This window comes from Streptomyces sp. NPDC057682 (assembly GCF_042799575.1).
Lineage (GTDB): Bacteria > Actinomycetota > Actinomycetes > Streptomycetales > Streptomycetaceae > Streptomyces.
This window is the reverse complement of the sequence record NZ_JBHVIN010000012.1, coordinates 23,311-47,918: the sequence shown is the minus strand read 5'-3', so window position 1 is coordinate 47,918 and position 24,608 is coordinate 23,311. Positions and strand designations below refer to the sequence as shown.

The window sequence follows — 24,608 nt, the reverse complement described above, 5'->3', positions numbered from 1 at the left end:
CCCAGACCGCACAGACCGCACCACCCGCACCGCATCCCGGGGGAATCATGCTGCACACCCGCAAGGCCGTCATCGCCGCCATCGGCCTCGTGGCCGCGCTCTCGCTCACCGCCTGCAACGGCGACGACGGCGCGACGGACGGCGCGCAGGCCGGCGCCTCCGCGTCGGCGGGCCAGACGGGCGGGTCCGGCGACACGGGCGGCTCGGGCCAGGGGGACAAGAGCACCGACAACAGCACCGGCGGAAGCGACCAGGGCGCCGACAGCGGCACCGGAGGCAACGGCGGCAGCGGCACCGGCAAGGCCGCGATCTGCCAGACGAACGCGCTTGAGGTCAACGCCACCGACAACACCACGGACGAGACGGAAGGCATCGTCACCGTCTCCTTCAAGAACACCGGCAGCAGCGAATGCCGCATCACCGGCTTCGCGGGTGTCGACCTGAAGTCGTCCCTGGGCGACACCTTCTCCGTGGACCGCAACGGCGAGCAGCCCCAGCCGCAGACCCTCAAGTCGGGTGAGACCGCCGCCTTCCAGATCACGTACCCGGTCAACAACACCGGCGGCTCCGGCCTCAAGCTCACCGACATGGTCGTGACGCCTCCGAACGAGACCCACCCCGTCACCCTGAAGTGGCCGGCGGGCTCGCTCCCCGTCACCGACGGCAACGACGGCGGCAAGATGGAGCTCAGCCCCGTGAGCAAGGTCAGCGACTCCCCGGCGGGCTGATCCCGCCCGCATTCGGTCCCGATGCCTCCCAGGCCGCGCCGGGAGGCATCGGCGCGTCCCCGGCCGCGTCCTGCTCCTGAATCGCCGCGAACCGCTCACGCCAGGGAATCTCCTCCGGCTCCTCGCCGCCGTCCTCGGGGCCCGGCCACGGCCACTTGACCGAGTGCACCTCCCATGCCGCCTGCTGCGCACAGGGCCCGCACACGGTCTCGTCGCCCCGGGGCCGGAAGACGTGCTCGGGGCCGTCCCCCTCGCACGGGACGGGCGGCCCCGGCGGGGGCTCCGGCGCGAGGGCCGGGAACGCGGGTACGGGAGGCTCGGGCATCTTCTGGACGAGCCGGTGGCGTACGAAGCCCACGGCCGACCGTACGCCGCCCTCCGGCAGCGCACTCACCAGCGCGAGCCGCAGCTCCGCCGCCTTCACCCCGCGCCGGAGCCAGTCCGCCGCCGTCCCGGAGAGCCCGCGCGCCTCGCGTACGCCGAGGTGGAGTTGGGGACTGGCGTGGCGCAAGGAGAGCAACACGCGCTCTGCCTCGACGACTTGGGGATCGTCGTCCTGTGCCACGGTCTCCGCCGCAGCCTCATCGGGCTGCGCGGGGGCTTCGGAGGGTGGGTGGGGACAGTTCTCCTCACGTTCTTCATCCTCCGGTGTATAGCCACCGGCCGACCGAGTCCCCGGATCACCGACCGCCGGATACCGCGCACCCGGTCGGACCTGTGTCTGCGCGGCCCGGACACGCCGCGCCTCGAAGTCGGTCAGCGGAACGTTGGAGAACAGCTGGTCGGTGATCCAGCGCCCGCGGTCGCCCTGCTCCCGCCACTCGTGGACGAACCCGTTGGCCATCAACTGCGACTTGGCCTTCTGGTACGCCCGCCCGGTGATGCCCAGGGACTTCGCGTGATCGCTCAGGGCCTTGCCCGTACGCCTCTCGGGCAGCCCCTGCACGTAGGTGATCAAGATCTTCGCGTCGCTGGAGAGACGCGGATGGCGCACGATGTCGTACGCGGCCTTCACGTAGCCGTAGGACGGCGAGATAGCATGCCAAAGCATCCCGGTGGACTTCCGATCCATCGTGGGGTGAAGGCCCTCGGACCGGTGTTGGTAGCACCACCGAGGGCCGCCCCGTGCGCGAGCGCACGGAGCGTAATGACGCGATCACCGTACAGCAGGAATCTCGTCCCCAACCACCTTCGCCAGCAGCTCGAACAGCAGTTCCGTATCCACGAACGGATCATCCGCCGTCGGCACGGACCGCCAGTCCAACGGGTACGTCAGCCCGTCCAGCGCAGGCACCCCCACGAACTCCGCCCCCTTCCGCGTCAGCGCATCCACCTCCGCCGGCCACCGATACGCCCCCGCCGTCCCCGGCCGCACCAGAAAGAACATGCTCCGCATCCCGATCCGCGACCGGACGATCGGCCCCGCCTGAAAGTCCGTGAACTGCATGATCTCGTAAGCCACTTGCTCCCCCAGCAGCCCACTGATCCGCACGGCGTCGAAGTAGATCCCGGCGTGCCGCAGGGCGTGCCCGCTCGCGGGAATCCACGAGGGCACCTGGTTCGGTGAATTTTTCTGGTCCATGCGCTAAGCGTCGACGCGCACACCTACTGTGACCAGGGACACAAGGCATCTGTGCACTGTTGTGTACTTGGAGGTGGGGCTGTGCACTCCAGTAGTACCGGGAGCGGGAACGCGGAGATGTTCGGGGCGCTGCTGCGGCACTACCGCGCGCTTGCCGGGCTCTCCCAAGAAGGATTAGGCGCAAGAATCGGCTTCTCCAAGTCGCAGGTGGCGATGGTGGAGCGGGGCCAGAGGCCACCGAAGGGCAAGTTCGTTCCGGCAGCCGATTCGGCGGTCGGCGCCAACGGCGCATTGATCGCTGCAGCCGTGAAGTTGTCGTTCAGCCACTTGGCCACGTGGTTCGGCCCCTTCGCCGATGAAGAGGCCAAGGCCAGGCTGAGGTACGAGTACGAGTGCCACGTCATCCCTGGCCTTCTTCAGACCGAAGACCACGCACGGGCCATGTTCCGCGGAGCCTGTCCGCCCGTCGAGGACGAGGAGATCGAGGGCCGCGTAGCCGCCCGCCTTGCGCGGCAAGCACTGTTGACCCGGGCTCCGAGGGCGGACCTCAGCTTCGTTCTGGAACTTGCCCCGCTCACCCGGCCCATTGGCGGACGGGACGTACACCGAGCACAGCTCCAGCACATCATCGAGATCAGCGAGCTGCGTCACGTACATGTGCAGGTGATGCCGCCCCGCCGGGAGAGCCACGCGGGGTTGAGCGCTTCGTTCGTCCTACTGGAGACTGACGACCGGCGAAGGCTGGCCTATTTGGAGATCCAGTCTCGCAGCATCATGGACGGCGAACCAGCCTATGTGAACGACCTGTTCGCGAGGTATGGCATCCTGCGGACACAGGCTCTCGACACCGAAGAGTCACGGAAATTGATCAAGCAGGTGGCGAAGGAAGTATGAGCGCAGACCTTAAGTGGACCAAGTCCAGCTACAGCAGCGACAACAGCGGGAACTGCGTAGAGGTCGCCCTCGCTTGGTCCAAGTCCAGCTACAGCGGCCAGAACGGCGGCGACTGCGTCGAGGTAGCCACCTGCCCCCACACCATCCACGTCCGCGACTCCAAGGACCTCACCGTCCCCGCCCTCGCCCTCTCCCCCGCCGCCTGGTCGGCGTTCGTACGGCACACGGCGGGCTGAGGCACGGGCGTGGTTGATCGCCCGCCCCTGTAGCGTGCCGGCATGTCATCGCCGCGTATCGGAGCCGTAATCGTCACGATGGGCACGCGCCCGCGAGAGCTGGCGGAGTTGCTGGCGTCGGTGGAGAGGCAGGATGTTCCGGCGGCGCGTGTGGTGCTGATCGGCAATGCGACGCCGCTCGCGGACGTGGACGTGGCGGAGAACGTGACCAAGGTCCCGCTGGCGGAGAATCTCGGCTGTCCGGGTGGGCGGAACGTCGGGCTGGAGATGCTGCGGGACTCCGGTGAGGTCGATGTCGTGGTCGAGCTGGACGACGACGGGCTACTGATCGACGCGGGAGTGTTCCGGCGGGTGCGGGACCTGTTCGCGGCTGATGCGCGGCTGGGGATCATCGGTTTCCGGGTGGCGGACGAGTCCGGGCACACGGAGCGGCGCTGGGTGCCGCGTCTGCGGGCGGGTGATCCGATGCGCGGTGGCCCGGTGACCGCGTTCCTGGGCGGAGGGCACGCCTTCTCGATGCCGATGCTCAGGCAGACGGGCCTGTGGGCCGGGGAGTTCTTCTTCGGGCACGAGGAGTCCGACCTCGCCTGGCGGGCGCTCGATGAGGGCTGGAAGATCCTGTACGAGCCCGAGCTCGTCCTCCAGCATCCCGCCACGTCTCCGGCACGTCACGCCGTCTACTACCGCTTCACCGCCCGGAACCGTGTGTGGCTGGCCCGCCGACGCCTCCCGGCTCCGCTGATCCCCGTCTACCTCGGCGTGTGGACGCTGCTGACCGCGGCCCGTATCCGCTCCCTCCCCGGGCTGCGGGCATGGTGGGGCGGCTTCCTCGAAGGGCTGCGGACGCCGTGCGGCCCGCGCAAGCCGATGCGCTGGCGGACGGTCCTCCTGATGACCAGGCTGGGGCGTCCGCCGATCCTGTGAGCCGGGCCGGTTCCAGCGGCCGTGCCTCTACGTCGGTTCGTGGGGCACGGCCGGACACCGGTCAAGGCGGTGCTTGCGTACGGCCGTTGCGTCGATCAGGGGTTGGTTCACCTCGTACGCGTAGCACGCCTCCTCCGGGCTGTAGCGGACGGCGACACGGATGGTGGAGGGCGCGCGCTCGACGCTCCAGCGTCCGCCGGCCGCGTACGCGATCTCGGGATCGGTGAGGGTGCCGTCCCGTACGGCGGTGCGGAGGCGGTACTCCGTGAGGCCGGTCTTCTTGGCGAGCCGCTCCTCGGGGGGAACGTCCGGTCTGTCGAAGAAGGCGGGCACGGCGATGGCCGCCGCGACGCAGACGGCGACGGCCGCCAGGACGGCGGCGACGAGGGCGAGGACCGCGCACCCGGTCACGGAGGACCGGGTGCGCGTGGTTGTCTGCCGGGTCACCGGTTCAGTGTTGCCCTGTCCGGGTGGCGGACGCGACGACAACGGTGGAACTCATGCGGTCGACCGCTCGGCCGACGACCGAAGCGTTACGCCTCGCCCTGGTCCCACCGGCTGCACGACAGCTTCGTCGAGCCCTCGTACACGCACGCTCGGATCTGAACGAACGTGCCTTCCGCGTAGTTGTGGACCACGGTCGTCTTGTCGCCCCAGCCGCCCGCGGCTTCCATCTTCCAGTCGTACCCCTCGCCGGGCTGCGCCGCCCCGGCATCCACCTGGAGCACCGCACGATGGCCGTCCGAGCAGATGTCCTCGATGGTGAACTTGTCGCCCTCGTTCCAGAAGCGGCCCTCGGCCGCCGCGTGGTCCGGGGTGTCGCAGTCCGAGGAGTTCGCCACGACGAATCCGGCATCCTGACCCGCCATCGCGGTCCCCGCACCCGTTGCCAGCGCCGCGACGCACGCTGTGGCGACAAAGGCCGACCTGCGGAACTTCATGGATAACTCCCCGCTCTTGGAAACGTCTTCACCGAACTGAGTTCGTGATCATGTACGAGTCAAGCAGGCGCGTCAACCCGCCCCGGGCGCGGTTGATCCGGGGTCGTCCGATTCGGAAGGCATGTCTCGCCACCTGGGGTTTCCCGCCGAGGAACGCGGAACGGGGCCCGTCCTCAGCCGGCGACCGTCCAGATCACGAGGACCGGCAGGGTCAGGAGGTAGGCGAGGCCGCAGTACCGGAACGCGCGGTGCGCAAGGCCTCCCGACCCCGCCCGGCCGCCGGTGAGGACCTGGAGGGGACTGGTGGAGGAGTTGTCACCGCCGTCCTCCAGGGTGAGCGCGCACACCAACAGCAGCACGTCGGCCAGGACGAGCAGGGGTCGTGCGGAGGACGGGGCGCAGAAGCCCGCGTAGACGAGCGGCCCGAACACGAGGGCGGGGACGGTGCCGAGCGATACCGCGCTCACACCGATCGCGAGGAGCGCGAACCAGCCGAAGGCCGTCAGCCGCAGCAGCAGGGCCAGGCCCACGACGCCGAGTTCTATCGGTCCCCACGACACATCCGGCATCCCTTCGGTCGAACGACGCCCGGAGGCCGAGTATGCCGATGGAGGCACCGTCCAACACCGGCTCTGCGCGATACTCCCCCTGTGATGTGGTTCGAACAGGCCGAGGAGGCCGAGCGGGCACAGGACTGGGACACGGCCATCGCCCTGGTCAGTGCCCGCGCCGAGTGCTACTCCGACGATCACAACCTGCACGGCAACCACCTGTGGCACATGGACCTGCTCGCCGGCGCGGGACGGTTCCCGGAACTCACGGAGCTGGCCCGCACCGACCCCCACGCCCGCCGCCGGCTCAACCGGGCCCTGCGCGACCGGCGGATGGAACCGGCACTCCGCCGACGCGCGGAACAGGGCGACCGCGACGCGCTGTACGTCTTCGTCCGGCTGCTGTGCACCACGGACCGGGTCCGGGAAGCCCGCCTGGCGGTCCAGGAGATCGCCCCGGACAACGCGTACGCGCTCGGGATCGTGGAGAGCCACCGGCCGGGCTGAGGCCACCGTCCGGGCCGAGACCGCCCGGCCGCTGAGGCCGCCCGACCGTTGACGCATACGGAACGGTGTCAGGTCGTACGCGTGACATGGCGGGCGAGCCACGTCAGCAAGGGGTCCAGATCGGCGGCGGCCGAGAGCACCCGGTCCACCGCTTCGGGGGTGTACAGCCACTCCTCGTCACCCAGGAAGCGGGCGGCGATCAGCGAGCGGTGCCGCAGCAGCTCCGCGCGGGCGTGGTCCGCCGGATAGCCGCGCGGAGGGCGTCGCATCAGGTCCCCGGAGACCTCGTACCCCTTGTCCCGTACGGCGTCGACCAGCGCCGCGAGCTCCCGCCCGCTGCCCTCGGCGGCAACGGCCCTGCGGTACGCGTCCACCTGGCCCGGGTCCGGATACCACCAGGCCCCCTGGATCCGCAGCCCGTCCAGCGAGAACCGCAGCCCGATCTCGACCTTCCGCCCGATCCGGATCACCGCCCCCTGGTTCTGCCACCACCACGAGTCGGTCCGGTAGTGCCACACCGAGAAGTCCTCGTACCGGGGCTCGGCGTCCGCCACCGCGTTCAGCAGACCGATCATCGGCCGCCGCACCAGCCGCTCCCGATCCGCCCGGCAGCGCTCCCTGGTCTCCCGGTCCGGCTCCCCCCGGAGCTGCGCCAGCACATCCATGGCCTGCTCCGGCCAGCCGCCGAACTCTCCGTCCATGCGCGGAGGATAGCCCCGGCGGCCGACCGGACCCGGCCCGAATCAGGAGAAGACCACCGACCGCACCAGAAGATCGTCCCCGCCACCGGCGCCCGGGGGCAGGGAGACGAAGTCGTCCCCGGTGCAGTCGGCGTCACGGAAGACGGTGGCCGTAGACCTGGTCAGGTTCCTCGGCGCCCAACTGACCGACCCCGGTTCGGACGCGGGGCCCTCAAGGCTGAGGCATACGCCGCTGGGGGGATTGTTCAGGAAGCCGACCACCTCGTACCCCTCGGCAGTGCCGTAGCTGTACCGGAACTGCCCGGTGGCCGCCGAGGCCGAACCGGGCACGGCGAGCAGCAGGGCGAAGGCGCCGCAGGCGGCACCGAGGGCTGTGGTGAGGGAGCGAACGGACACGGGGGCTCTCTTTCTCGCGCTGACAGGTCTCATGACCAAGCGTCATGACTATGCGTCATGACTGTAAGCGGAGAGTGACTGGCGAGTCGGTGAGTCCGGACCTCGGTTCACCACATCGGGTGCGATGGCGTCCGGCCTCCCGATCACCCCTCTCGATCGGGGTCCGGCCGGGATGAAGCGATCAGCCCATACGTGACGACCTCGTCACGTAGAGTGTCGGGCACTCATCCGTTTGGCCCCTTTGGAGCCCCATTGCCTCCCCTGCCGCCCTTCGCCCCGGAGACTCGGTGTCCGCCCCCCCGGCCGCTACCTGATGACCTTGGACGAGGTTGAGCACGCGTTGGTGCGGGCACCCGCCTGGGAGGCGTCGAGCACCCGGCCGGGCCTCTGGGGCGAGTTCATGACGCACAGGGCATTGACGGAGTGCGCCTTTGGCTCAGTCGCACGTATGTGGCTGGCAGGAAGCTTCGTAAGCGGCAAACTGGACCCCAACGATATCGACCTGGCCTACCTCATTGACGCGGACACATACGCGCGCATCATCGAGCCGGATGACATCGCGGACCTTGCCAACCTCAGCGATCGGGAGTGGTGTGTGAAGCACGGCATGCGCATCGACGCCTACTTGCTGAGCCTGCCCGCCACTGTGGACTTCCAGGACCTGGGTACGGTCGGCGCGATGGCGCCCGGAGACGGCGAGATCTTCCAGACACTCGGTCTCTACGACGAGATCTGGCAGCGTTGCCGCCTCGGACAAGGCGTGCGCAGGGGTTATGTGGAGGTGGCGCTGTGAGCACTCCCCACGACTTGCCCGACACCACGGACAAGGCGGCCATGCGGGCCTGGCTGGCGGCCAGGCGATCGGAATCGTCCGAGAAGCCCGTCCCCCGGACGATGCCCGAACTGCGATCCGCGCAGCTCAGGCGCATCGCGCGTGAGCTTCAGCCCGGGGCCGGCCAGGAAACCCGGGACCGCCCGGACCGCCCCATTCTGCGGTTCGCCCTGGCAGGCGAAAGCGTGAGTGCCAACCGGGTCGAGTCGGCGGTTCTCGGCGAATGGCTGCGCGCCCTGCAGACGACCGTGCAGGCCGTCGCCAACGCGATGGACGACGTGCGCCCCACACAGGACGCGGGGCCCGTACCGCGCGACATCCAGCGAGCGACCCGGCTCCTCTCGGGGCCTGTCTTCGCCTCGTCCTACGGCATGGTCCTGGAGGGAGCTCCGGACACGGCGCAGGCGGAGTTGCCCGGCACCGGGAGCGACGTACTGCTGGACCGAGCCGTCAACAAGATCTTCGACGTGGCCGACCGTGCGAGTTCCGCGGCCGGGGCGGAGGATGCCGTTCTCGATGCCGCGCTGCCTCTGGGACGCCGCGCCATCAAGCATCTCTCCGAACTCTCGGAGGTGCTTGCCACCTCGAACACGGACGTCACCCTCAGCTGGGAGACCAGGGCGACCGCGCGCAGGACATCGTTCAGCTCGGAGAGCGCCGACCGGTGCCGCCGTGCGCTCCGGGCCGCTCAAGTGGACGACGAGGACACGCGCCTGGAAGGCACGCTGGTGGGCGGCAGCACGACGCGAGGCTTCATCGAGATCGCTGTGGAGGGAAGCGGCGTGCTGGTGATCCGGACCTCGAAGGAAGACGTGACCGCTCTCCTGGCCCGGTACGCCCAGCGCCGGGTGACCGCCGACGTTCACGTCCTCACAGCCAGGTCCCCCGGGGGAAGGGAGCATCGGAGCTACGCGCTGCGCGACCTGTCGCCCCGGGAAGGAGCCGACACCCCCTAGGGCGTGTTGTGATCGCCGGGTTGGCGGTCGCGGTGGCCGGACGTGCGGTGACGGCCGAGCCGATCGCGGGCCCATTCGGCCCGCCCCGGCTCAGGAGGCCGACGGATCGATCTCCCCCGCGAAGACGATGACCTGGTCGATGAGGCTCCGTCGCAGATGGACGACGTCGGTTCCCGCCAGGCGGGGGCCTCCGTCGGGGGTGGTGAAGACCCACTGGTACCGGGCCCATTCGCCGGGCATGTCCACCGCCGAGCAGCGCACCATCGTGCCGGTCCCCGCCGGGTGGCGCCGGATGTCCAGGACGAACTGTTCGACCGCCGCGATCCCCTCGCTGCGCCCCAGCGGTCCCCAGAAGACCACGTCCGAGGTCAGGGCCTGGGAGAGCAGGGCGGTCACATAGCTGTCGTCCGAGGCGTTGAACGCGGAGATGAAGGTGTCGATCGCGGAGCGTGCCGTCTCTTCCTGCATGTCCCAGTAATACCAGCCGATTCGCGTGCGCTCGCCCCGCGAGGCCGCTTCGGTCCGCCGCCCTCAGGCCACGGGCGCGCCCAGGTAGTCGAGGGCCGCGCGGGCGAAGCCCGGGGCGGTGCGCGGGCACTGCCAGCGGGCGAGGATGTCGGGGGCCGTGAGGTGCGCGGGTTCGGCGTCCTCGTCCCCGAGCGCGTCCAGGGGGAGTCCGGGGAGGAGGTCTTCGGGGAGCAGGTCGTCGAGGGCCCGGCCGCGGGGGGAGCCGAGCACGTCCATGCAGGTGGGCAGGTGCTCCAGCAGATCGTCCACGTCGGCCTCGTACGGGTGCCAGGCGTGGGTGCACGGCGTGCCGTCGCCCTCGCCCGCGACCCGGCCCAGCGCGGCGACGGCGAGGGGCCCGGTCTCCGGGGCGGGGTCGCCGAAGGCCACGTAGGGGGAGAGCATCAGCAGGCCCAGCGTCCAGAACAGTGCGGGGTCGCCCGCCGCTGCCGCCGCCTCCAGCCGCCGGACGCAGTCGCGTACGGCGTCGTCCTCGTCCCCGGCGTAGTAGCCGTTCCGGATCTCGTCCCAATCATCGAACAGGGACTGCCAGTTGTCGGGCACGGGGATGACCGTCGGCATGGTTTCGCAGGTCCTTTCGCGAGGTCACGGCACTGCGGTCATGGGACCACAGAGACCGGCAGGATTGTTCTGTTTACAGAACGTTCCGTTTACGGAACGATGGCGCGGAGAACGGCTACCTCACCGAGAGACAGGTTGATCCGCATACATGCCCATACGTATCGCACACCCCGGCGAACTGCCCTCGCTCGTCGAGCACATCGGCCGGCCCGAGCGCAACGCCGGGACGGCCGCCTACCTCACCGACCTTCTGGAGAAGAAGTGCACCCGCCCGGAGTGGTGCCTGGTCGCGGAGGACGCCGACGGGCGGCTCACCGCGGCCACCGCGCTGTGGACCATGCCCGGCAACGACGTCCCGATGGCCCTGGTGCTCCTGGAGGCACCGTGGGACGAGCCGGGGCTGTCCACCGGGCGGGCGCTGCTGGACGAGGCGGTCGCCCTGGGCCGTTCGCTCGGGGCCACGGAGCTGGGGCACGTCGTCGACTCGCCCGCGCAGGCACCGCAGTTCCAGACGGATCCGGAACGGCGGGCCGAGCTGCTGCGGCTGGCGGGCTTCGACCTGGCCCGTGACGGGCGCCGCTTCCGCCGCGCGGTAGGAGACGAACTCAGCGCGTACGACGCCCGGTTGACCTGGCGCGCGCTGCCCGACGTGGGCCGGGAACCCTTCCTCGCCCTGCTCGCCGAGGCCCTGCCCACAAGCGCCGACTCCCACTTCTCCGCCCTGATCGCCCGGGAGGGCGCGCGGGCCGCCGCGGAGAGCGTCTTCGAGGACATGGAGGGGTTCGCGTACGAACCCCACTGGTGGGAGATCGGCTACGCCCCCGACGGCACGCCGGCCGCGCTCAGCCTGCCCGCCCGGAACCCGGGGGCCGCCGTCATCGGCCTGGTGGCCGTCGCTCCCGCCTGCCGGGGCAACGGATACGCGACCGCCGTCGTGGCCCGCGGCACGCGGCTGCTGACCGAGGCGGGCGCCGAGGAGATCCGCGGTGACTGCGACGCGGCCAACACCGCCATGATCAAGGCCTTCGAGCGCGCGGGCTACGAGAACTTCGCCGACCGCCAGGAGTTCGCCCGCCGCCTGTGAGCGGCGACGCCCCCGCGCGGTGACGTCCTCCCCCGCCTCACCCCAGCGCCACCCTCGCCAGCACCGGCAGGTGATCGCTCCCCGTCGCCGGAAGCGTGCGGATGTCCTCGACCGTCGCCGAGCGGGCGAGGACCTGGTCGATACGGGCCAGGGGGAAGGAGGCGGGGAAGGAGAAGGCGAAACCGCGTTCGGGGGTGTGGAGCTGGGAGGTGAGGGGGGAGAGCCCGCGGTCGTCGACCGTGCTGTTGAGGTCGCCGAGGACGATGACCTTCGCGACGGTCTCGGCGGCGATCGCACGGCCGAGCAGATGGGCGCTCTCGTCCCGGCGCGCCGAGCCGAGGCCGCTCACGCCGAACCGCAGGGACGGCAGATGCGCGACATAGGCGGCGACCTCCCCCTGCGCGGTGTGGACGACCGTGCGCAGGCCCCGGCTCCAGCCCTCCTCGATGTCCTTGGGCTTGATGTCGACGACCCGGGTGCCGGAGAGCGGAAGCTTCGACCAGATCCCGACGGTCCCCCGCACCTCGTGGAACCGGTACTGCGGCGCGAGCGCCTTCTCGTACGCGGGAAGCGCGTCCGGGACCAGTTCCTCCAGCGCGATGAGGTCGGGCCGGGCCGCCGCCAGGGCGCGGGCGGTCCCCGCCGGGTCCCCGTTCACATCGCTCACGTTGTGCTGGACCACCACCAGATCCCGGTCACTGGCCGCGGACGCCGGCAGGAACAGCCCGCCGAACGCGTACGCCCACGCCGCCACCGGCAGCACCAGCGCCAGCAGCGCGGTCACCGATCGGCGCAGCAGCGCCAGGACCAGCAGCGGGACGACGGCCAGGCCGAGCCACGGCAGGAACGCCTCCAGCAGACTGCCCAGGCGGCCGGGGGTGTTGGGCAGCACCCGGGGGAAGGCCAGCAGCAGCGCCGTCAGGGCGGCGAGCCCGGCGAGGACCTTCCCCCGCCTCCACCGCCCCGGACGCGCCCAGGTCCGCCGGGCGGTCGTGTCGTCCCTGCCGTCCTGCGCGCCCGTGCCGTCGTGCGCGCCCGTGCGGGGGGCCGATGCGAGGGCCGTGTCGGCATCGGCATTGGCATCGGTATCGGTATCGGTATCGGTACCGATGGCGGCGCTCGTGTCCGTATCCGTGCCTGTGTCCGTGTCCGTATCCGTCGCGTCGTCCGTCCGCTGTTCCATGATCCCGCCCTGCCGTCCCCGCCCCTGTGACCTCGTCCTTCAGGACGGTCGGGCGGGCCGCGCAGTTCCCGGACGGAGGGCGGGCCGATCAGCCGGACGTCAACACCCTTGCGTTTGCCACCCTTTGGTGGATCCATCCGTCACGGCGGACGGTGCGCCTCGGCTAGCCTGTCGCCCATGCTCGGGGGACCTGAAGACCACGCACATCTGGACGGCAGCGGGGCCAGGCCCCTGGAGCCGCGCGATCCGCGACGCATCGGCCCGTTCCGGCTGCTCGGCGTACTCGGCTCGGGCGGCATGGGCCGGGTCTATCTCGGCGTCCTCCCACCGGAGGCGACCGACGAGACGCGGCCGGACGAGGGCACCCGGCCGGACGACGGCGCGGAACCGGCCGACGGCGCGGAACCGGCCGACGGCGCGGAACCGGCCGACGGAACCGTCCGGCCCGCCGGGCACTACGCGGCCGTCAAGCAGGTGCTGCCCGCACTGGCCGAGGACACCGCGTTCCTCGGCCACTTCGGGCACGAGCTGGACAACCTCGGGCGGCTGCCGGGCCGCACGAGCGCGCGGCTGCTGGCGAGCGACCGGGAGGCGAAGCCGCCGTGGTTCGCCACGGACTTCATCCCCGGGATCACCCTGAGCGAGGCCCTGCGGCTGCACGACGGCCCGCTGCCCGCCGACGCGCTGTGGCGGCTGCTGCGCGACGCCGCCGACGGGTTGCGCACGGTGCACGCGGCGGGGATCGTGCACCGCGACCTCAAGCCGTCCAATGTGATGCTGACGCTCGACGGGCTCACGCTGATCGACTTCGGGGTGGCCCGCGCCGCCGACCAGAGCCGGCTCACCAAGACCGGCATGGTCGTCGGGACGCCCGCGTACATGGCCCCCGAGCAGGCGATCGCCAATCAGAAGCTGACCACCGCCGCCGACGTGTTCGCGCTCGCGAGCCTGGTGCTGTACGCGGCGAACGGGCGGCCCCCGTTCGGCGACGGCTCGGGCCTCGACCTGCTCTACCGCATCGTCCACGAGGAACCCGACCTCGGCCGGCTGCCCCGCACCGATCCCGAGCTGGCCGAACTGGTGGGCTCCTGCCTGGCCAAGGACCCGGCCGAACGGCCCGGCACCGACGCGCTCTTCGCCCGTGCCGACGCCCGCGTCCCGGAGGCGGTCTCCAGCCCGTGGCCCCCGGCCGTCACCGACCGCATCACCGCCCGCGAGGCCTTCGCCAACCGGACCCCGCCGCCCGAACCGGAGCCGGAAGCGGAACAGGGACCGGAGGAGGTCGAGGGGGCGGAGCGGGTGCCTCCCGCCGTCGGCCCCCCGGAGGGCGGAAAGGCCGGTCCGGACGCCGCGGCGAAGCCGGAGAACGAGGCCCATCCCGCCCGGCCGTCCCGGCGGCGGCGGGTCCTTCTCGTCGCCGTGCCCGTCGTGATCGTCGCCGGGACCACCCTGACCCTCAAGCTCGCCCCGTTCGAGGTGCCCGACGCGGAGGCCCGGCCCGGCGCCTCCGGGTCGCGGACGCCCGGCACCCCCACCGCGTCGGCGTCCGGCGGCCCCACCGCCACGGCCTCGGGCTCGCCCTCACCCACCGCCTCGGCCTCCCGCAAGACGCCCGACGCGTCCGCGAGCGCGCGCGACGGCGGCAAGGGCGGCACCGCCGACGGCACGGACGGCACCACCGGCTCCGGCTCCACGGGCACCACCGGAGGCGGAACCGGATCCTCCACCGGGTCCGGCTCCTCCGGCTCCTCCGGCGGCGGCGGAACCACAGGCTCCGGCTCGGGCGGCGGAGGCGTCGGCCAGGACCCCGCCCTGCCGGCGCCCACCACCGTGCACGCCATGAAGAACCTCGCCAAGAACACGTGCCTCGCCTCGGCCGTCAACTCCTACGGGGGCACGGCTGCCGCGACCACCGAGAAGTGCGCGGGCACCCGCAGTGGCTACCGCATGGACTACACCTGGACCTACAAGTCCGGGCCCGGCAACACCTTCACCCTCGTCAACGGCGGCACCGGAAAGTGCCTGGAAGCACAGAAGTTCATGGGCTACGCCCTCAACCCCTGCGACGGCTCCGCGCGCCAGTCGTGGAAGATCACCGTCTCGACGTCCCGGGGCCACAACGTCGTGAACACGGGCGCGGGCACCTGCCTGTCCGTGGTCGGCTACGCCGCCGCCCCGTCCGCCGCCGCCTGCGACGCACAGGCGACGTCACAGCTGTGGACGGACAGCGTCTGACCTGCCCGCAGGCCCTGGCCCAACCCTGACCCGACCCGGCCGGGTTCGGCCCTGACCCGAGCCCCCCGTTCCACCCACTCCCCGCCCGGCCCCGCCCCGCGCGCCCAATGGACGGAGCGCGGAAGCCACACGGGTGAGACGGCGGCCCCGCCGCGCCCTCCGGACCGACCATCGGATTTACGTTCCCGGGCATGACGCACACCGTTCTCCCCCGCAGCGGTCCCGCCCGTACCGCCGCCGCCTCCGTGGCCGCCTGTGTCCTCTGCCTCGCCACCGCCCTCCCCGCGGCGGCCGACTACGCGGGCAACCCGCTGGAGGGCTCCCACGGCTTCGGGATCATCGTCCAGGAGGACGCCACCCTGGGCAGCGCGGAGACCGAGGGATCCGTCGCCGTCGGCGGAAACCTGACCTACGGTCCCGGGTACAACATCGCGCTGCACACCCCCGGCAGCTTCACCGCGCCCGGCGACGACAGTCCGACCGCCCTGCTCGTCGGCGGCAGGATCGATCACGCGGGCAGTTCGCCGCAGGGTGTGCTGAAGGTGCTCAACGACGGCTACGTCAAGATCGGCGACCCTACGGGCTCCTCCGTCCTGGACACGGACGCCAACGGGGCCTCCGTCGCCACGCAGATCGTCGCCGCGAACGCGGCGTACAACTCGACCCCGCGCGTGGAGGAGACCGGCCGCCAGCCGGCCGCCTCGGTCACCGACACCACCGGACTCCCGGACCTGGACGCGCTGTTCGCCCGGTTCCGGGAGCGCTCGGACGCCATCGGCACCTGCGGCACCAACGTGGTCCTGCGCGACTCCGCGGGAAACCCGCTCCCCGACCAGACCGGCTTCCCGGCCGGCACCAGCGCCCACCTCACCCTCACCGAGGGCCGGACCAACGTCCTGCACCTGACCGGCGAGCAGCTGAACAACCTCTCCGAGCTGGTCTTCGACACCCCGCCGTCACCGACCACCCCGTTCGTCGTGGACGTCGACACGACGGGGAGCGGCGGCACGTACGTGTGGAACGTGCCGAACACCGCCGGGACGTCCGGTGAGCAGGCCCCGTACATGCTCTGGAACTTCTCCGACGCGACCGACATCACCATGGCCTCCGGCGACTCCCTCGAAGGCACCTTCTACGCACCCCGGGCCCACCTCACGGACATCGACGCCTCGAACATCGAAGGCACTGTCGTGGCCCGGCAGCTGACGGAGGGTCCGCTGACCGAAGGCGGCGCGTCGGCCGTGGACGCGGGCGAGATCCACGAGTTCCCGTTCGACGCCGACATCGACTGCGGGGGCGAACCGTCGCCCTCGCCCTCGCCGTCCACCACGACGAGCGAGCCGAGCCCGAGCCCCAGTCCCAGCGAGCCGACGCCGTCGCCGAGCGAACCGACGCCGACCGGGACCGCGCCCGAGCCGACCCCCACCGGACACACCGCGGTGCCGACGCGCTCGCACCCGGAATGGCCGGGCGGGGGTGGCGGCCACCACCACCGCCCGCCGGGCGGCGGACTCGCCGACACCGGTACGTCCACGACGCTCTACGCCGCCGCTGGGGCCCTGCTGCTCGTCGCCGGCGGGGTCTTCCTGTCGGGACGCCGCCGCCGGCCGCGCCACTGAAGCCGCCCCGCAGCCACCGGCCCCGGGGTCAGCGGCCCCGGGGTCAGCGGCCCCGGGGTCAGCGGTCCGGGAACCGCTCCCCGCAGGCGCTGCAGAACACCGGCGCCGACTCCATCGCCATCCGGCCGCACTCGGGACAGACCCGGTCCAGCGCGCAGGGCGCCTCGCCCCCCTCGTACGCCACCGGCGCGGGCGCGCGGGTGATCGCGAGGCCGGGGCGGCGGCGGTGCACCGTGAGATAGGCGAGCCCCTCGGGCCCGGCGGTGAGCGAGCGGCGTGAGGTGCGCGGCAGCCACGTCACCGTGCCGGGCGTCAGCGCCAGGGGCTCGCCGCCGTCGCCGGGGGCGAGCCGGCCGCCGCCCTCCAGGACCACGAGGAGCACGTCCAGCACGTTCTCCTGGTGCTCCCCGACCTCGCCGCCCGGCGGCAGCCGTACCAGATTGGCATCCAACTCCCTGCCCTGCCGGTCCAGTTGCCAGAGCGCACCGCGGGCGTCGGCATCAGCGGCGGAGAGCAGGTCACCGAGTACGGCCAGGACCTCAGGAGTGGAGTTCACGGCGTCCAGGCTACGCCCGCGCGCGAGCCTCCCGGCGGGTGCTCGCGCCGGGGAATCCGGTGGACCGGCCCGGTGATCGTTTGTACCCTCCGCTGATGACGTCCGCGCCGCGCCTCCCCGACGACAGGTACCCGCCGATCGAGCCGTACGACCACGGGATGCTGGACGCGGGGGACGGAAACCTCGTGTACTGGGAGGCCTGCGGCAACCCGGCGGGAAAGCCCGCCCTCGTGGTGCACGGCGGTCCCGGCTCCGGATGCACCCCGGGCGCGCGCCGGTTCTTCGACCCCGCGCGCTACCGCGTGATCCTCTTCGACCAGCGCAACTGCGGCCGCTCCACCCCGCACGCGAGCGACCCCGCCGCCGATCTGCGCTTCAACACCACGGACCGGCTGATCGCCGACATGGAACGGCTCCGCACCCACCTGGGCGTGGACCGCTGGCTGCTGTACGGGGGCTCGTGGGGCTCCACGCTGATCCTCGCGTACGCCGAGCGGCACCCGGAGCGGGTCTCCGAGATCGTGATCCCGGCCGTCACCACGTCCCGGCGCTCCGAGATCGACTGGCTGTACCGGGGCGCCGGGCGCTTCTTCCCGGAGGCCCTGGACCGGTTCCGGGCCGGGGTCCCGGAGGCGGCGGGCGAGACGACCCCCGAGGTACTCGTCGCGTACGCCGCGCGCACCGAGAGCCCCGATCCGGAGGTACGGGCCCGCGCCACCGCCGACTGGTGCGCCTGGGAGGACACCGTCCTCTCGATGGAGGCGCACAGCGGTCCGCCCCCGTACAGCGGCCGGCCGGGACCCGCGCGGCAGGCGCTCGTCCGCATCTGCGCGCGCTACTTCTCCCACGGCGCCTGGCTGGAGGAGGGGCAGCTGATCCGGGACGCCGGGCGGCTGGCGGGCATCCCGGGTGTGCTGATCCACGGCCGGCTCGACATGGGCGGCCCTCTCTCCACCGCCTGGGAACTGGCCAAGGCGTGGCCGGACGCCGAACTGACGGTGATCGAGGACGCGGGGCACCTGGGCGGAGCGGCGACGAGCCGGGCGATCCTGGCGGCGCTGGACCGGTTCGCGGAGGACTGAGCAGAGCAACGCCTGAGCAGAGCAAGGCCCGAACAGAGCCCGGCCCGAGCAGAGCCAGGCCCGAGCGGAACGAGGCCCGAGCAGAACCCCCTTGCTTTTTACGTGGGCATGACATCTAGGGTGGGCTGCGGCCGGTGATCGTCGCCGGCCACGGCACCACAACGGAGGAACCATGTCCGCAGCACGCTCCCTCACCCGCATAGGCGCGATCGCCGGCACCCTGTCCGCCGCCCTGATGCTCGCCGTCACCCAGGCCTCCGCCGCCACCGCCGAGACCGAACGCGCCACGGCCACCACCCATTCGAGCGGGGTCTCGTGGGACAAGTGCGTCGCCACCTCCTCGAACCAGGCGTGCTTCTCCCCCACCGGTGACTGGTTCTCGGTCTACGACGGGAACTCCGACGGCTCGTCCGCCGTCGTCGACTGGGAGGCCGGAAGCCGTTACGGCGCCATCTTCAACGCGGACGGCTACGGCGCGAACCGCTTCAAGAACAAGGACTTCACCGAGGGCGTCACCGTCCGCTTCCGCGTCTGCAAGGGCCACTGGTCGACCAAGCTGATCACCGCGGGCACCTGCTCCGGCTGGGTGAGCATCTCCGCCTGACCGCACGCGCGACTCCCGCTCGACCGCGCCCCGGGCGCGTCCGAAACCCCATCGGAATACGGCGCACCCTGGGCCACGGGCTGACTGTCGGGTCATCATGTACCAGGCGGGTCAGACGAGTTGAGCGGGGACGGCCGATGCGCGGAGTGCTTCTCGACGGGCGGTACCGGCTGAAGGAGCCGGTGGGCTCCGGCGGTATGGGCCGGGTCTGGCTGGCCGAGGACGAGCGCATCGGCCGTACGGTCGCGGTCAAGGTCCTCAGCCAGCCCGACGAGGACACCGCCGTCACCCGCTTCACCCGCGAGGCCCGGGTGGTCGGCGGCCTGTCGAGCCCGCACATCGTCACCCTGCACGACTTCGGCGAGGCGCGGGTGGCCGACGAGCGCGTGCTGTACCTCGTCATGGAACACCTGCGGGGGCGCGACCTCGGGGCCGTACTGGAGAAGCGGAAGCCGGACCCCGTCCCGCCCGCCGAGGTGATCGACTGGGCGCTCGCCATCTGCGCCGGACTGGAGACCGCGCACCGGGCGGACATCGTCCACCGCGACATCAAACCGGCCAATGTCCTGCTCACCTCCGAGGGCGCCATCAAGATCCTGGACTTCGGGATCGCGCGGATGCTGTCCACGGCCGGCCCCCTGACGCGCACCGATCTGACGGCGACGGGGTTCGTGATCGGCACCCCGCTCTACATGTCACCGGAACAGATCGTGACGCCCGACACCATCGACAGCCGCAGCGACCTCTACTCCCTCGGCTGTCTCCTCCACGCCCTCCTCACGGGCGAGCCGCCGTTCACCGGCACGGGCACCTCCGTGCTGGCCCAGCACCTCAGGAACACCCCCCGCCCGCCGAGCGAACGCCGGGCGGAGCTGGCCGGGTACGACGGACTCGACGCGCTCGTCCTGCGGCTGCTCGCCAAGGAGCCGGACGAGCGCCCGGCGGACGCGGCGGAGGTGTCCGCCCTGCTGAAGGCCGCCCGCGCGGCCGGGGCGGCGGGTACCGCCGGAGCGGCCGAAGCCGTGGTGCCTCCGGCACCGGTCCCACCGGACCCCGTACCGGAACCGGAACCGGCCCGTGCACCCTTCCCCGAACCCGACAACACCCCCACCACCCTGGGGTCCGTCGCCCACGCCGCCGCCCCGCCGTCCACCCCGTCGCCGCCGCAGCAGCGGCACCAACAGGTCCAGCCGCCCTCGTACCCGTACCCGCTGCCGCCCGGACAGCCCATCACCCCGCCCGCGCGGCTGCGGATCGGCGGACGGTCGCCGCGCATCGGCTCGGTGTCCACCCGCACGGTCGCCGCGACCTGGCTGGCCGGCGCGGGGACCGCCCTCGTCACCGGCGTCCTCCTGCTGCTGTGCGTCCCCACCCAGACCGGGAGCGCCCTCGTCCTCAGCGGCTTGGCCGGGCTGGCCGGCATGGCCGCGACGCACGGGTTCACCAATGTCTTCGACCCGCGGGAGCGCAGGCTCTTCGACCGGCTCCTGTCCGCGCTGCTGCTCGCCTTCCCGCTGGGGGCCGGCGGGGCGGCCATCGACCACGGGGTGACGGGCAGGATCTCCGGACGCTACGTCGTCTTCGCGGGCGGCGCCTGCCTCGCCGCGCTGACCGTCGGCGTGCTCATCGCCGACCAGTTGGTCATGCGGCTGCGGCTGCCCCCGCGCGCGGCCCTGCTCCTCACCATGAGCGGCTGGATCAACGGGGTCCTGACCTGGGCGATGCTCGCCCACCTCTCCGCCCTCGGCCCCCTCTGGTCCCTGCCGATCGGCTGCGCGGTCTGGTTGGGGACCGCGGCGGGACTGGGCCGGATCCTGTCGCCCGCGACGAACCCCGGCGGAACGCACACGGGCGGAACGGCCCCCGGCGGCGGGGGCCCCGGCAGTACGAACACGGGCGGCCGGACGGCCTGAGCGCACACGGCGCCCGGACCGCCCGGCAAGCTCCGGGAACGCGGGACCGCGCCCGGACCGGTCGGCCGGTTCCGGGAACGCGCCCGGACCGCCCGGCCGACGCCGGAACGCGCCCCTACCAGGCGAAGGCCTCCGGCGAGGGCCCCGGGCCCGGGAAGATCTCGTCGAGGCCGGACAGCACCTCGTCCGACAGCTCCAGCTCGACCGCGCGGAGCGCGGACTCCAGCTGGGCCAGGGTGCGCGGGCCGGTGATCGGGCCGGTGACCCCGGGACGCGTCAGCAGCCAGGCCAGGCCCACCTCGCCGGGCTCCAGACCGTGCTTGTCCAGCAGATCCTCGTACGCCTGGATCTGCGCGCGGGCCGCCGGATCGGCAAGCGTCTCGGCGGCCCGGCCGGAGGCCGAACGGGCCGAGCCGCCCGCGCTCTCCTTGCGGATGGCGCCGCCGAGCAGACCGCCGTGCAGCGGCGACCAGGGAATGACGCCGAGGCCGTACTCCTGCGCGGCCGGAATGACCTCCATCTCCGCGCGGCGCTCCGCGAGGTTGTAGAGGCACTGCTCGCTGACGAGACCGTACGAGCCGCGGTGCCGGGCCGTCTCGTTCATCTGGGCGATCTTCCAGCCGGGGAAGTTCGAGGAACCGGCGTAGAGGATCTTGCCCTGCTGGACCAGGACGTCGATGGCCTGCCAGATCTCGTCGACGGGGGTGTCCCGGTCGATGTGGTGGAACTGGTAGACGTCGATGTGGTCCGTCCGCAGCCGCTTGAGGCTGGCGTCCACGGCGCGGCGGATGTTCACCGCGGACAGCTTGTGGTGGTTGGGCCAGGCCTCGCCGTCGGCGCCCATGTTGCCGTACACCTTGGTGGCGAGGACGACCTTGTCCCGGCGGTCGCCGCCGCGGTCGAACCAGCTGCCGATGATCTCCTCGGTGCGGCCCTTGTTCTCGCCCCAGCCGTAGACGTTGGCGGTGTCGAAGAAGTTGACGCCCGCGTCGAGCGCGGCGTCCATGATGGTGTGGCTGTCGGCCTCGTCGGTCTGCGGACCGAAGTTCATCGTGCCGAGCACGAGACGGCTGACTTCGAGTCCGGTGCGTCCCAGATGTGTGTACTTCATGGTCCCCCAGCCAACGCCTTCGAGTCCGCTCGAAGCAAGCACTGCCGGGGCCGCCGCCTCGAATGGCCGGGGCGGGGCACGACGGAGTACGGAGGTCAGCCGAGCGCGGCGGCCACGGCGACGACGGCGAACATCAGTACGAGCACGGCCGCCATGATGCGGTTTCTGGTCTTCGGATCCACCCGACGAGCGTAACCCGACCGGCTCGCCGCCCCGGCGGCCAGGCCCGCCTCCCGGCTCATCCGCCCAGCGGCCAGGCCCGCACCGCCTCGTAGCGCGGGCGCTCCCCCGGCACCCCGCCCGTCGGCAGGGTGCTGCGGACGAGACTCAGCTCACGGGCCTCCCAGTGCAGCCCCTCGAAACCCTCCAGCGCGGACACGAACGGGGCCAGATCGGCCGGGACCCGGCTGCGGGCCAGCGTGAGATGCGGGACGTAGCGGCGGTGCTCCTCCATGGGCACCCCGGACCGCCGGGCCGCCGCGTCCGCCCGCTCGGCCAGCAGCCGCAGGGTGTCCAGCGCCCCCGCGGCACCCGTCCACAGCGCCCGCCCGTCGAACCGCCCGGCACCGTGCACCCGCAGCCCGAAGGCCTCCGTCCGGCGCGCGGCCCGCTCCGTCCGCCGGTACAGCTCCGGCAGGACCTCGTCCGCCACCTCCCCGAGGAACGCGAGCGTGTAGTGCCATCCGGCGGGTTCCGTCCACCGCAGCCCCTCGGCCCCCGGCAGTCGCCGCAGCGGCGCCACCGCCCCGCGCAACTCCTCCACGGCGGGCTCCGGCGGCAGCACGGCGGCGAAGAGTCTCATACGGCGAGTCTGGCAGCCCCCGGCCCGTTCCGGGCTTCCCGGCCGCCGCCCCATCCCCCTCCGCCTCCCCCTCCCCAGCACGACGGCCCCGCACCGGTCGTTCCGGTGCGGGGCCGTTCCGCGTCTGCGGGGCGGAGGCGGTCAGGCCGCCGTCGCCAGCTGTTCGCGGGGGACGAAGCGGACGTGCGGCCGTCCCGGGCGGAGGTCGACCTTCAGGCGCAGACCGCCGACGCGGGCCAGCATGAAGCCCACGCCCAGCGCGGCCAGCAGCGAGAAGGCCCCGCCGACCGCCATGCCGGTGCGGACGCCGTACGCGTCGCTGATCCAGCCGACGATCGGGGCGCCCACCGGCGTACCACCGGCGAAGACCATCATGTACAGGCTCATCACCCGGCCGCGCATGGCCGGGTCGGCGGCCATCTGGACGCTGGTGTTGGCGCTGATGTTGGTCGTGAGGCCGATCATCCCGATCGGGACCAGCAGGAGCGCGAAGAGCCAGACGGACGGCGCCACGGAGGCGATGATCTCCAGGAGGCCGAAGGCCGTACCGGCGGCGACGAGCATCCGCAGCCGCGAGGAGCGGCGGCGGGCGGCGAGCAGCGCGCCGGCGAGGGAGCCGGCCGCCATGAGGATGTTGAAGAACGAGTACATCCCGGCGCCGCCGTGGAAGATCTCGTCCGCGAAGGCCGTCAGCCAGATCGGGAAGTTGAAGCCGAAGGTGCCGACGAAGCCGACCAGGACGATCGGCCAGATCAGCTCGGGGCGGCCGGAGACGTAACGCAGCCCTTCGCGGAGCTGGCCCTTGGCCCGGGGCACGACGGTGGCCTTGTGCAGCTCGCTCGTCCGCATCATCAGGAGGCCGATCAGCGGGGCGGCGAACGACAGCCCGTTGAACATGAAGGCCCAGCCGCTGCCGACCGTGGTGATCAGCACACCCGCGACGGCGGGGCCGATGAGCCGGGCGGACTGGAAGTTCGCCGAGTTCAGGCTGACGGCGTTGCGCAGCTGCGCGGGGCCGACCATCTCGGAGACGAACGACTGGCGCGCCGGGTTGTCCACGACCGTGACCATGCCGAGCAGGAACGCGATCAGATAGACGTGCCACACCTGGACCACGCCGGAGAGCGTGAGGACCGCGAGCGCGATGCCGCAGAGCCCGAGGGCGGCCTGGCTGACGAGAAGGAGCTTGCGCTTCGGGAGGCGGTCGGCGATGACGCCGCCGTAGAGGCCGAAGAGCAGCATCGGAAGGAACTGGAGTGCCGTGGTGATGCCGACGGCGGCGGCGGACCCGGTCAGGCTCAGGACGAGCCAGTCCTGCGTGATGCGGGACATCCAGGTACCGGTGTTGGAGATCACGGCGCCCGTGGCGAACAGGCGGTAGTTGCGTATCTTCAGCGACGAGAAGGTCCCGCCGGTCCTGCTCTCGTGGGTGGAAGTCGGTGCGGGGGCGGAGTCTGCTCCGGATCCCGTACTCAAAAGGGTTCGCCTCCTCGGGCGTGGACACTGGGCTGACTGACGGGGACGCCTCGGTGGGGGCGGTGCGCCGGACCCGGTCCGGCGCGGTCCGCCCCGCTACAGGTGGGCGAGCTTTTCGAGCACGGGCGCCGCCTTGCGCAGCGTCTCCCACTCGTCCTCGTCCAGGCCTTCGGCAAGGGTGGTCAGCCAGGCGTTCCGCTTGTCGCGGCTCTCGGCGAGCATGGCCTCGGCCTGCTCGGTCTGGCTGACCATCTTCTGACGACGGTCATCGGGGTGCGGTTCCAGTCTGACAAGTCCCTTGGCTTCCAGCAGCGCGACGATGCGGGTCATCGACGGCGGCTGCACATGCTCCTTGCGGGCCAGCTCACCGGGGGTGGCGGAACCGCAGCGGGCGAGCGTGCCGAGCACCGACATCTCGGTGGGGCTCAGCGACTCGTCGACGCGCTGGTGCTTGAGGCGCCGGCCCAGCAGCATGACGGCGGAGCGGAGGGAGCTCACGGCGGCGGCACTGTCGCCGTCGTGGATCAGGTCAGGCATGTTTGTTAGCGTAACTCATTACCTACCCTAAAGACCACTCGGTGGTATCGCGCGCGTGCGTGTTTACCA

The 24,608-nt window shown here is 71.8% G+C and carries 29 protein-coding genes; 13 read left to right on the top strand and 16 right to left on the bottom strand.

All coding sequences use genetic code 11. The features are described 5' to 3' along the window. The first annotated feature begins 47 nt into the window (after nucleotides 1-47). Complete coding sequence (locus ACFVDM_RS22205) at nucleotides 48-728, top strand: DUF4232 domain-containing protein (protein WP_383642594.1); 681 nt, start codon at nucleotides 48-50, stop codon at nucleotides 726-728. Here ACFVDM_RS22205 and ACFVDM_RS22200 read toward each other — a convergent pair. Both ACFVDM_RS22200 and ACFVDM_RS22195 read right to left on the bottom strand, forming a co-directional pair. Continuing rightward, entirely contained in the window at nucleotides 706-1,779 is a 1,074-nt protein-coding gene (locus ACFVDM_RS22200; RefSeq protein ID WP_383642591.1) for a hypothetical protein, read from the bottom strand. The two genes, ACFVDM_RS22205 and ACFVDM_RS22200, sit on opposite strands and share 23 nt — an antisense overlap. Nucleotides 1,780-1,884: 105 nt before the next feature. Next, nucleotides 1,885-2,310 (bottom strand): hypothetical protein, encoded by a 426-nt coding sequence (locus ACFVDM_RS22195; RefSeq protein WP_383642588.1) that lies wholly within the window; start codon nucleotides 2,308-2,310, stop codon nucleotides 1,885-1,887. A 117-nt stretch (nucleotides 2,311-2,427) separates the two neighbouring features. Between ACFVDM_RS22195 and ACFVDM_RS22190 the strand changes: the two genes are divergently transcribed. From ACFVDM_RS22190 to ACFVDM_RS22180, 3 genes are read left to right on the top strand one after another with little or no spacing between them, the layout of a single operon-like run. Beyond that, on the top strand, nucleotides 2,428-3,204 hold the full coding sequence (locus ACFVDM_RS22190) for a helix-turn-helix domain-containing protein (RefSeq protein WP_383642585.1): 777 nt from the start codon (nucleotides 2,428-2,430) through the stop codon (nucleotides 3,202-3,204). Then, nucleotides 3,201-3,440, top strand: coding sequence for a DUF397 domain-containing protein (locus ACFVDM_RS22185; protein WP_383642582.1), 240 nt, complete (start codon nucleotides 3,201-3,203; stop codon nucleotides 3,438-3,440). The genes ACFVDM_RS22190 and ACFVDM_RS22185 overlap by 4 nt, the downstream gene beginning before the upstream one ends. Nucleotides 3,441-3,482: 42 nt before the next feature. Next, on the top strand, nucleotides 3,483-4,364 hold the full coding sequence (locus ACFVDM_RS22180) for a glycosyltransferase family 2 protein (protein ID WP_383642579.1): 882 nt from the start codon (nucleotides 3,483-3,485) through the stop codon (nucleotides 4,362-4,364). A gap of 27 nt (nucleotides 4,365-4,391) precedes the next feature. Here the strand turns inward: ACFVDM_RS22180 and ACFVDM_RS22175 are convergent, their stop codons facing one another. The 3 genes from ACFVDM_RS22175 to ACFVDM_RS22165 form a co-directional block, all read right to left on the bottom strand. After that, nucleotides 4,392-4,811, bottom strand: a complete 420-nt coding sequence (locus tag ACFVDM_RS22175) for a hypothetical protein (protein WP_383642577.1) — start codon at nucleotides 4,809-4,811, stop codon at nucleotides 4,392-4,394. 86 nt (nucleotides 4,812-4,897) lie between these two features. Then, nucleotides 4,898-5,233, bottom strand: a complete 336-nt coding sequence (locus ACFVDM_RS22170; RefSeq protein ID WP_383642574.1) for a hypothetical protein — start codon at nucleotides 5,231-5,233, stop codon at nucleotides 4,898-4,900. 245 nt (nucleotides 5,234-5,478) lie between these two features. Beyond that, nucleotides 5,479-5,865 carry a hypothetical protein gene (locus ACFVDM_RS22165; RefSeq protein ID WP_383642572.1) on the bottom strand — a complete coding sequence of 129 codons (387 nt, stop codon included), beginning with the start codon at nucleotides 5,863-5,865 and terminating at the stop codon, nucleotides 5,479-5,481. A gap of 93 nt (nucleotides 5,866-5,958) precedes the next feature. Here ACFVDM_RS22165 and ACFVDM_RS22160 point away from each other — a divergent pair, with 93 nt between their 5' ends. Beyond that, on the top strand, nucleotides 5,959-6,363 hold the full coding sequence (locus tag ACFVDM_RS22160; protein WP_383643222.1) for a hypothetical protein: 405 nt from the start codon (nucleotides 5,959-5,961) through the stop codon (nucleotides 6,361-6,363). Between the two features lie 68 nt (nucleotides 6,364-6,431). On the opposite strand, the gene ACFVDM_RS22155 is transcribed toward ACFVDM_RS22160, so the two are convergent. Both ACFVDM_RS22155 and ACFVDM_RS22150 read right to left on the bottom strand, forming a co-directional pair. After that, on the bottom strand, nucleotides 6,432-7,064 hold the full coding sequence (locus ACFVDM_RS22155; protein WP_383642570.1) for a DUF2461 family protein: 633 nt from the start codon (nucleotides 7,062-7,064) through the stop codon (nucleotides 6,432-6,434). A gap of 42 nt (nucleotides 7,065-7,106) precedes the next feature. Next, a complete protein-coding gene (locus tag ACFVDM_RS22150) occupies nucleotides 7,107-7,460 on the bottom strand; it encodes a hypothetical protein (RefSeq protein ID WP_383642567.1) in 354 nt (117 codons plus the stop codon). Nucleotides 7,461-7,692: 232 nt separating this feature from the next. Between ACFVDM_RS22150 and ACFVDM_RS22145 the strand changes: the two genes are divergently transcribed. Together ACFVDM_RS22145 and ACFVDM_RS22140 are read left to right on the top strand one after the other, a co-directional pair. Beyond that, nucleotides 7,693-8,253 carry a DUF6932 family protein gene (locus ACFVDM_RS22145; RefSeq protein ID WP_383642564.1) on the top strand — a complete coding sequence of 187 codons (561 nt, stop codon included), beginning with the start codon at nucleotides 7,693-7,695 and terminating at the stop codon, nucleotides 8,251-8,253. After that, complete coding sequence (locus ACFVDM_RS22140; protein ID WP_383642561.1) at nucleotides 8,250-9,248, top strand: hypothetical protein; 999 nt, start codon at nucleotides 8,250-8,252, stop codon at nucleotides 9,246-9,248. Before ACFVDM_RS22145 ends, ACFVDM_RS22140 begins: the two co-directional genes overlap by 4 nt. A 90-nt stretch (nucleotides 9,249-9,338) precedes the next feature. Here the strand turns inward: ACFVDM_RS22140 and ACFVDM_RS22135 are convergent, their stop codons facing one another. Together ACFVDM_RS22135 and ACFVDM_RS22130 are read right to left on the bottom strand one after the other, a co-directional pair. After that, nucleotides 9,339-9,716 (bottom strand): nuclear transport factor 2 family protein, encoded by a 378-nt coding sequence (locus tag ACFVDM_RS22135; protein ID WP_383642558.1) that lies wholly within the window; start codon nucleotides 9,714-9,716, stop codon nucleotides 9,339-9,341. 63 nt (nucleotides 9,717-9,779) lie between these two features. Beyond that, complete coding sequence (locus ACFVDM_RS22130; RefSeq protein ID WP_383642556.1) at nucleotides 9,780-10,337, bottom strand: hypothetical protein; 558 nt, start codon at nucleotides 10,335-10,337, stop codon at nucleotides 9,780-9,782. Nucleotides 10,338-10,485: 148 nt separating this feature from the next. On the opposite strand from ACFVDM_RS22130, the gene ACFVDM_RS22125 reads away from it, so the two are divergent. Then, complete coding sequence (locus ACFVDM_RS22125; protein WP_383642553.1) at nucleotides 10,486-11,421, top strand: GNAT family N-acetyltransferase; 936 nt, start codon at nucleotides 10,486-10,488, stop codon at nucleotides 11,419-11,421. A gap of 37 nt (nucleotides 11,422-11,458) precedes the next feature. On the opposite strand, the gene ACFVDM_RS22120 is transcribed toward ACFVDM_RS22125, so the two are convergent. Next, on the bottom strand, nucleotides 11,459-12,343 hold the full coding sequence (locus ACFVDM_RS22120) for an endonuclease/exonuclease/phosphatase family protein (protein WP_383643219.1): 885 nt from the start codon (nucleotides 12,341-12,343) through the stop codon (nucleotides 11,459-11,461). A 438-nt stretch (nucleotides 12,344-12,781) separates the two neighbouring features. Here ACFVDM_RS22120 and ACFVDM_RS22115 point away from each other — a divergent pair, with 438 nt between their 5' ends. Together ACFVDM_RS22115 and ACFVDM_RS22110 are read left to right on the top strand one after the other, a co-directional pair. Beyond that, entirely contained in the window at nucleotides 12,782-14,839 is a 2,058-nt protein-coding gene (locus ACFVDM_RS22115) for a protein kinase (RefSeq protein WP_383642550.1), read from the top strand. 191 nt (nucleotides 14,840-15,030) lie between these two features. After that, nucleotides 15,031-16,458 carry a collagen-binding domain-containing protein gene (locus tag ACFVDM_RS22110; protein ID WP_383642547.1) on the top strand — a complete coding sequence of 476 codons (1,428 nt, stop codon included), beginning with the start codon at nucleotides 15,031-15,033 and terminating at the stop codon, nucleotides 16,456-16,458. Between the two features lie 58 nt (nucleotides 16,459-16,516). Here ACFVDM_RS22110 and ACFVDM_RS22105 read toward each other — a convergent pair whose 3' ends face one another. After that, the gene (locus ACFVDM_RS22105) at nucleotides 16,517-17,014 is read right to left on the bottom strand and encodes a hypothetical protein (RefSeq protein WP_383642544.1); all 498 of its coding nucleotides are present in this window, start codon (nucleotides 17,012-17,014) and stop codon (nucleotides 16,517-16,519) included. Nucleotides 17,015-17,109: 95 nt separating this feature from the next. On the opposite strand from ACFVDM_RS22105, the gene pip reads away from it, so the two are divergent. The 3 genes from pip (at nucleotide 17,110) to ACFVDM_RS22090 (ending at nucleotide 20,613) form a co-directional block, all read left to right on the top strand. Next, nucleotides 17,110-18,096 (top strand): prolyl aminopeptidase, encoded by a 987-nt coding sequence (gene pip, locus ACFVDM_RS22100; RefSeq protein ID WP_383642541.1) that lies wholly within the window; start codon nucleotides 17,110-17,112, stop codon nucleotides 18,094-18,096. A gap of 172 nt (nucleotides 18,097-18,268) precedes the next feature. Further along, on the top strand, nucleotides 18,269-18,700 hold the full coding sequence (locus ACFVDM_RS22095) for a hypothetical protein (RefSeq protein WP_383642538.1): 432 nt from the start codon (nucleotides 18,269-18,271) through the stop codon (nucleotides 18,698-18,700). A gap of 137 nt (nucleotides 18,701-18,837) precedes the next feature. Continuing rightward, nucleotides 18,838-20,613 carry a serine/threonine-protein kinase gene (locus ACFVDM_RS22090; protein ID WP_383642535.1) on the top strand — a complete coding sequence of 592 codons (1,776 nt, stop codon included), beginning with the start codon at nucleotides 18,838-18,840 and terminating at the stop codon, nucleotides 20,611-20,613. Nucleotides 20,614-20,728: 115 nt separating this feature from the next. Here the strand turns inward: ACFVDM_RS22090 and ACFVDM_RS22085 are convergent, their stop codons facing one another. The 5 genes from ACFVDM_RS22085 to ACFVDM_RS22065 form a co-directional block, all read right to left on the bottom strand. Next, nucleotides 20,729-21,724 (bottom strand): aldo/keto reductase, encoded by a 996-nt coding sequence (locus tag ACFVDM_RS22085; protein ID WP_383642533.1) that lies wholly within the window; start codon nucleotides 21,722-21,724, stop codon nucleotides 20,729-20,731. A 95-nt stretch (nucleotides 21,725-21,819) separates the two neighbouring features. Then, the gene (locus ACFVDM_RS22080; RefSeq protein ID WP_383642530.1) at nucleotides 21,820-21,966 is read right to left on the bottom strand and encodes a hypothetical protein; all 147 of its coding nucleotides are present in this window, start codon (nucleotides 21,964-21,966) and stop codon (nucleotides 21,820-21,822) included. Further along, nucleotides 21,963-22,526: an RNA 2',3'-cyclic phosphodiesterase gene (gene thpR, locus ACFVDM_RS22075; RefSeq protein ID WP_383642527.1), complete on the bottom strand. Its 564-nt coding sequence runs from the start codon at nucleotides 22,524-22,526 to the stop codon at nucleotides 21,963-21,965. The genes ACFVDM_RS22080 and thpR overlap by 4 nt, the downstream gene beginning before the upstream one ends. 141 nt (nucleotides 22,527-22,667) lie before the next feature. Further along, nucleotides 22,668-24,002: an MFS transporter gene (locus ACFVDM_RS22070; protein WP_383642524.1), complete on the bottom strand. Its 1,335-nt coding sequence runs from the start codon at nucleotides 24,000-24,002 to the stop codon at nucleotides 22,668-22,670. 96 nt (nucleotides 24,003-24,098) lie between these two features. Then, complete coding sequence (locus tag ACFVDM_RS22065; RefSeq protein WP_383642521.1) at nucleotides 24,099-24,539, bottom strand: MarR family winged helix-turn-helix transcriptional regulator; 441 nt, start codon at nucleotides 24,537-24,539, stop codon at nucleotides 24,099-24,101. Nucleotides 24,540-24,608: the final 69 nt, after the last annotated feature.

What these genes read in the sequence shown, in the direction of transcription:
- ACFVDM_RS22095 (WP_383642538.1), top strand. Translation starts at nt 18,269, where the DNA reads ATGTCCGCAGCACGCTCCCTCACCCGCATAGGCGCGATCGCCGGCACC.
- ACFVDM_RS22110 (WP_383642547.1), top strand. Translation starts at nt 15,031, where the DNA reads ATGACGCACACCGTTCTCCCCCGCAGCGGTCCCGCCCGTACCGCCGCC.
- ACFVDM_RS22085 (WP_383642533.1), bottom strand. Translation starts at nt 21,724, where the DNA reads ATGAAGTACACACATCTGGGACGCACCGGACTCGAAGTCAGCCGTCTC.
- ACFVDM_RS22205 (WP_383642594.1), top strand. Translation starts at nt 48, where the DNA reads ATGCTGCACACCCGCAAGGCCGTCATCGCCGCCATCGGCCTCGTGGCC.
- ACFVDM_RS22080 (WP_383642530.1), bottom strand. Translation starts at nt 21,966, where the DNA reads ATGAGCCGGGAGGCGGGCCTGGCCGCCGGGGCGGCGAGCCGGTCGGGT.
- ACFVDM_RS22160 (WP_383643222.1), top strand. Translation starts at nt 5,959, where the DNA reads ATGTGGTTCGAACAGGCCGAGGAGGCCGAGCGGGCACAGGACTGGGAC.
- ACFVDM_RS22115 (WP_383642550.1), top strand. Translation starts at nt 12,782, where the DNA reads ATGCTCGGGGGACCTGAAGACCACGCACATCTGGACGGCAGCGGGGCC.
- ACFVDM_RS22195 (WP_383642588.1), bottom strand. Translation starts at nt 2,310, where the DNA reads ATGGACCAGAAAAATTCACCGAACCAGGTGCCCTCGTGGATTCCCGCG.
- ACFVDM_RS22200 (WP_383642591.1), bottom strand. Translation starts at nt 1,779, where the DNA reads ATGCTTTGGCATGCTATCTCGCCGTCCTACGGCTACGTGAAGGCCGCG.
- ACFVDM_RS22185 (WP_383642582.1), top strand. Translation starts at nt 3,201, where the DNA reads ATGAGCGCAGACCTTAAGTGGACCAAGTCCAGCTACAGCAGCGACAAC.
- ACFVDM_RS22090 (WP_383642535.1), top strand. Translation starts at nt 18,838, where the DNA reads ATGCGCGGAGTGCTTCTCGACGGGCGGTACCGGCTGAAGGAGCCGGTG.
- ACFVDM_RS22065 (WP_383642521.1), bottom strand. Translation starts at nt 24,539, where the DNA reads ATGCCTGACCTGATCCACGACGGCGACAGTGCCGCCGCCGTGAGCTCC.
- thpR (WP_383642527.1), bottom strand. Translation starts at nt 22,526, where the DNA reads ATGAGACTCTTCGCCGCCGTGCTGCCGCCGGAGCCCGCCGTGGAGGAG.
- ACFVDM_RS22170 (WP_383642574.1), bottom strand. Translation starts at nt 5,233, where the DNA reads ATGGCGGGTCAGGATGCCGGATTCGTCGTGGCGAACTCCTCGGACTGC.
- ACFVDM_RS22155 (WP_383642570.1), bottom strand. Translation starts at nt 7,064, where the DNA reads ATGGACGGAGAGTTCGGCGGCTGGCCGGAGCAGGCCATGGATGTGCTG.
- ACFVDM_RS22125 (WP_383642553.1), top strand. Translation starts at nt 10,486, where the DNA reads ATGCCCATACGTATCGCACACCCCGGCGAACTGCCCTCGCTCGTCGAG.
- ACFVDM_RS22130 (WP_383642556.1), bottom strand. Translation starts at nt 10,337, where the DNA reads ATGCCGACGGTCATCCCCGTGCCCGACAACTGGCAGTCCCTGTTCGAT.
- ACFVDM_RS22180 (WP_383642579.1), top strand. Translation starts at nt 3,483, where the DNA reads ATGTCATCGCCGCGTATCGGAGCCGTAATCGTCACGATGGGCACGCGC.
- ACFVDM_RS22190 (WP_383642585.1), top strand. Translation starts at nt 2,428, where the DNA reads ATGTTCGGGGCGCTGCTGCGGCACTACCGCGCGCTTGCCGGGCTCTCC.
- ACFVDM_RS22135 (WP_383642558.1), bottom strand. Translation starts at nt 9,716, where the DNA reads ATGCAGGAAGAGACGGCACGCTCCGCGATCGACACCTTCATCTCCGCG.
- pip (WP_383642541.1), top strand. Translation starts at nt 17,110, where the DNA reads ATGACGTCCGCGCCGCGCCTCCCCGACGACAGGTACCCGCCGATCGAG.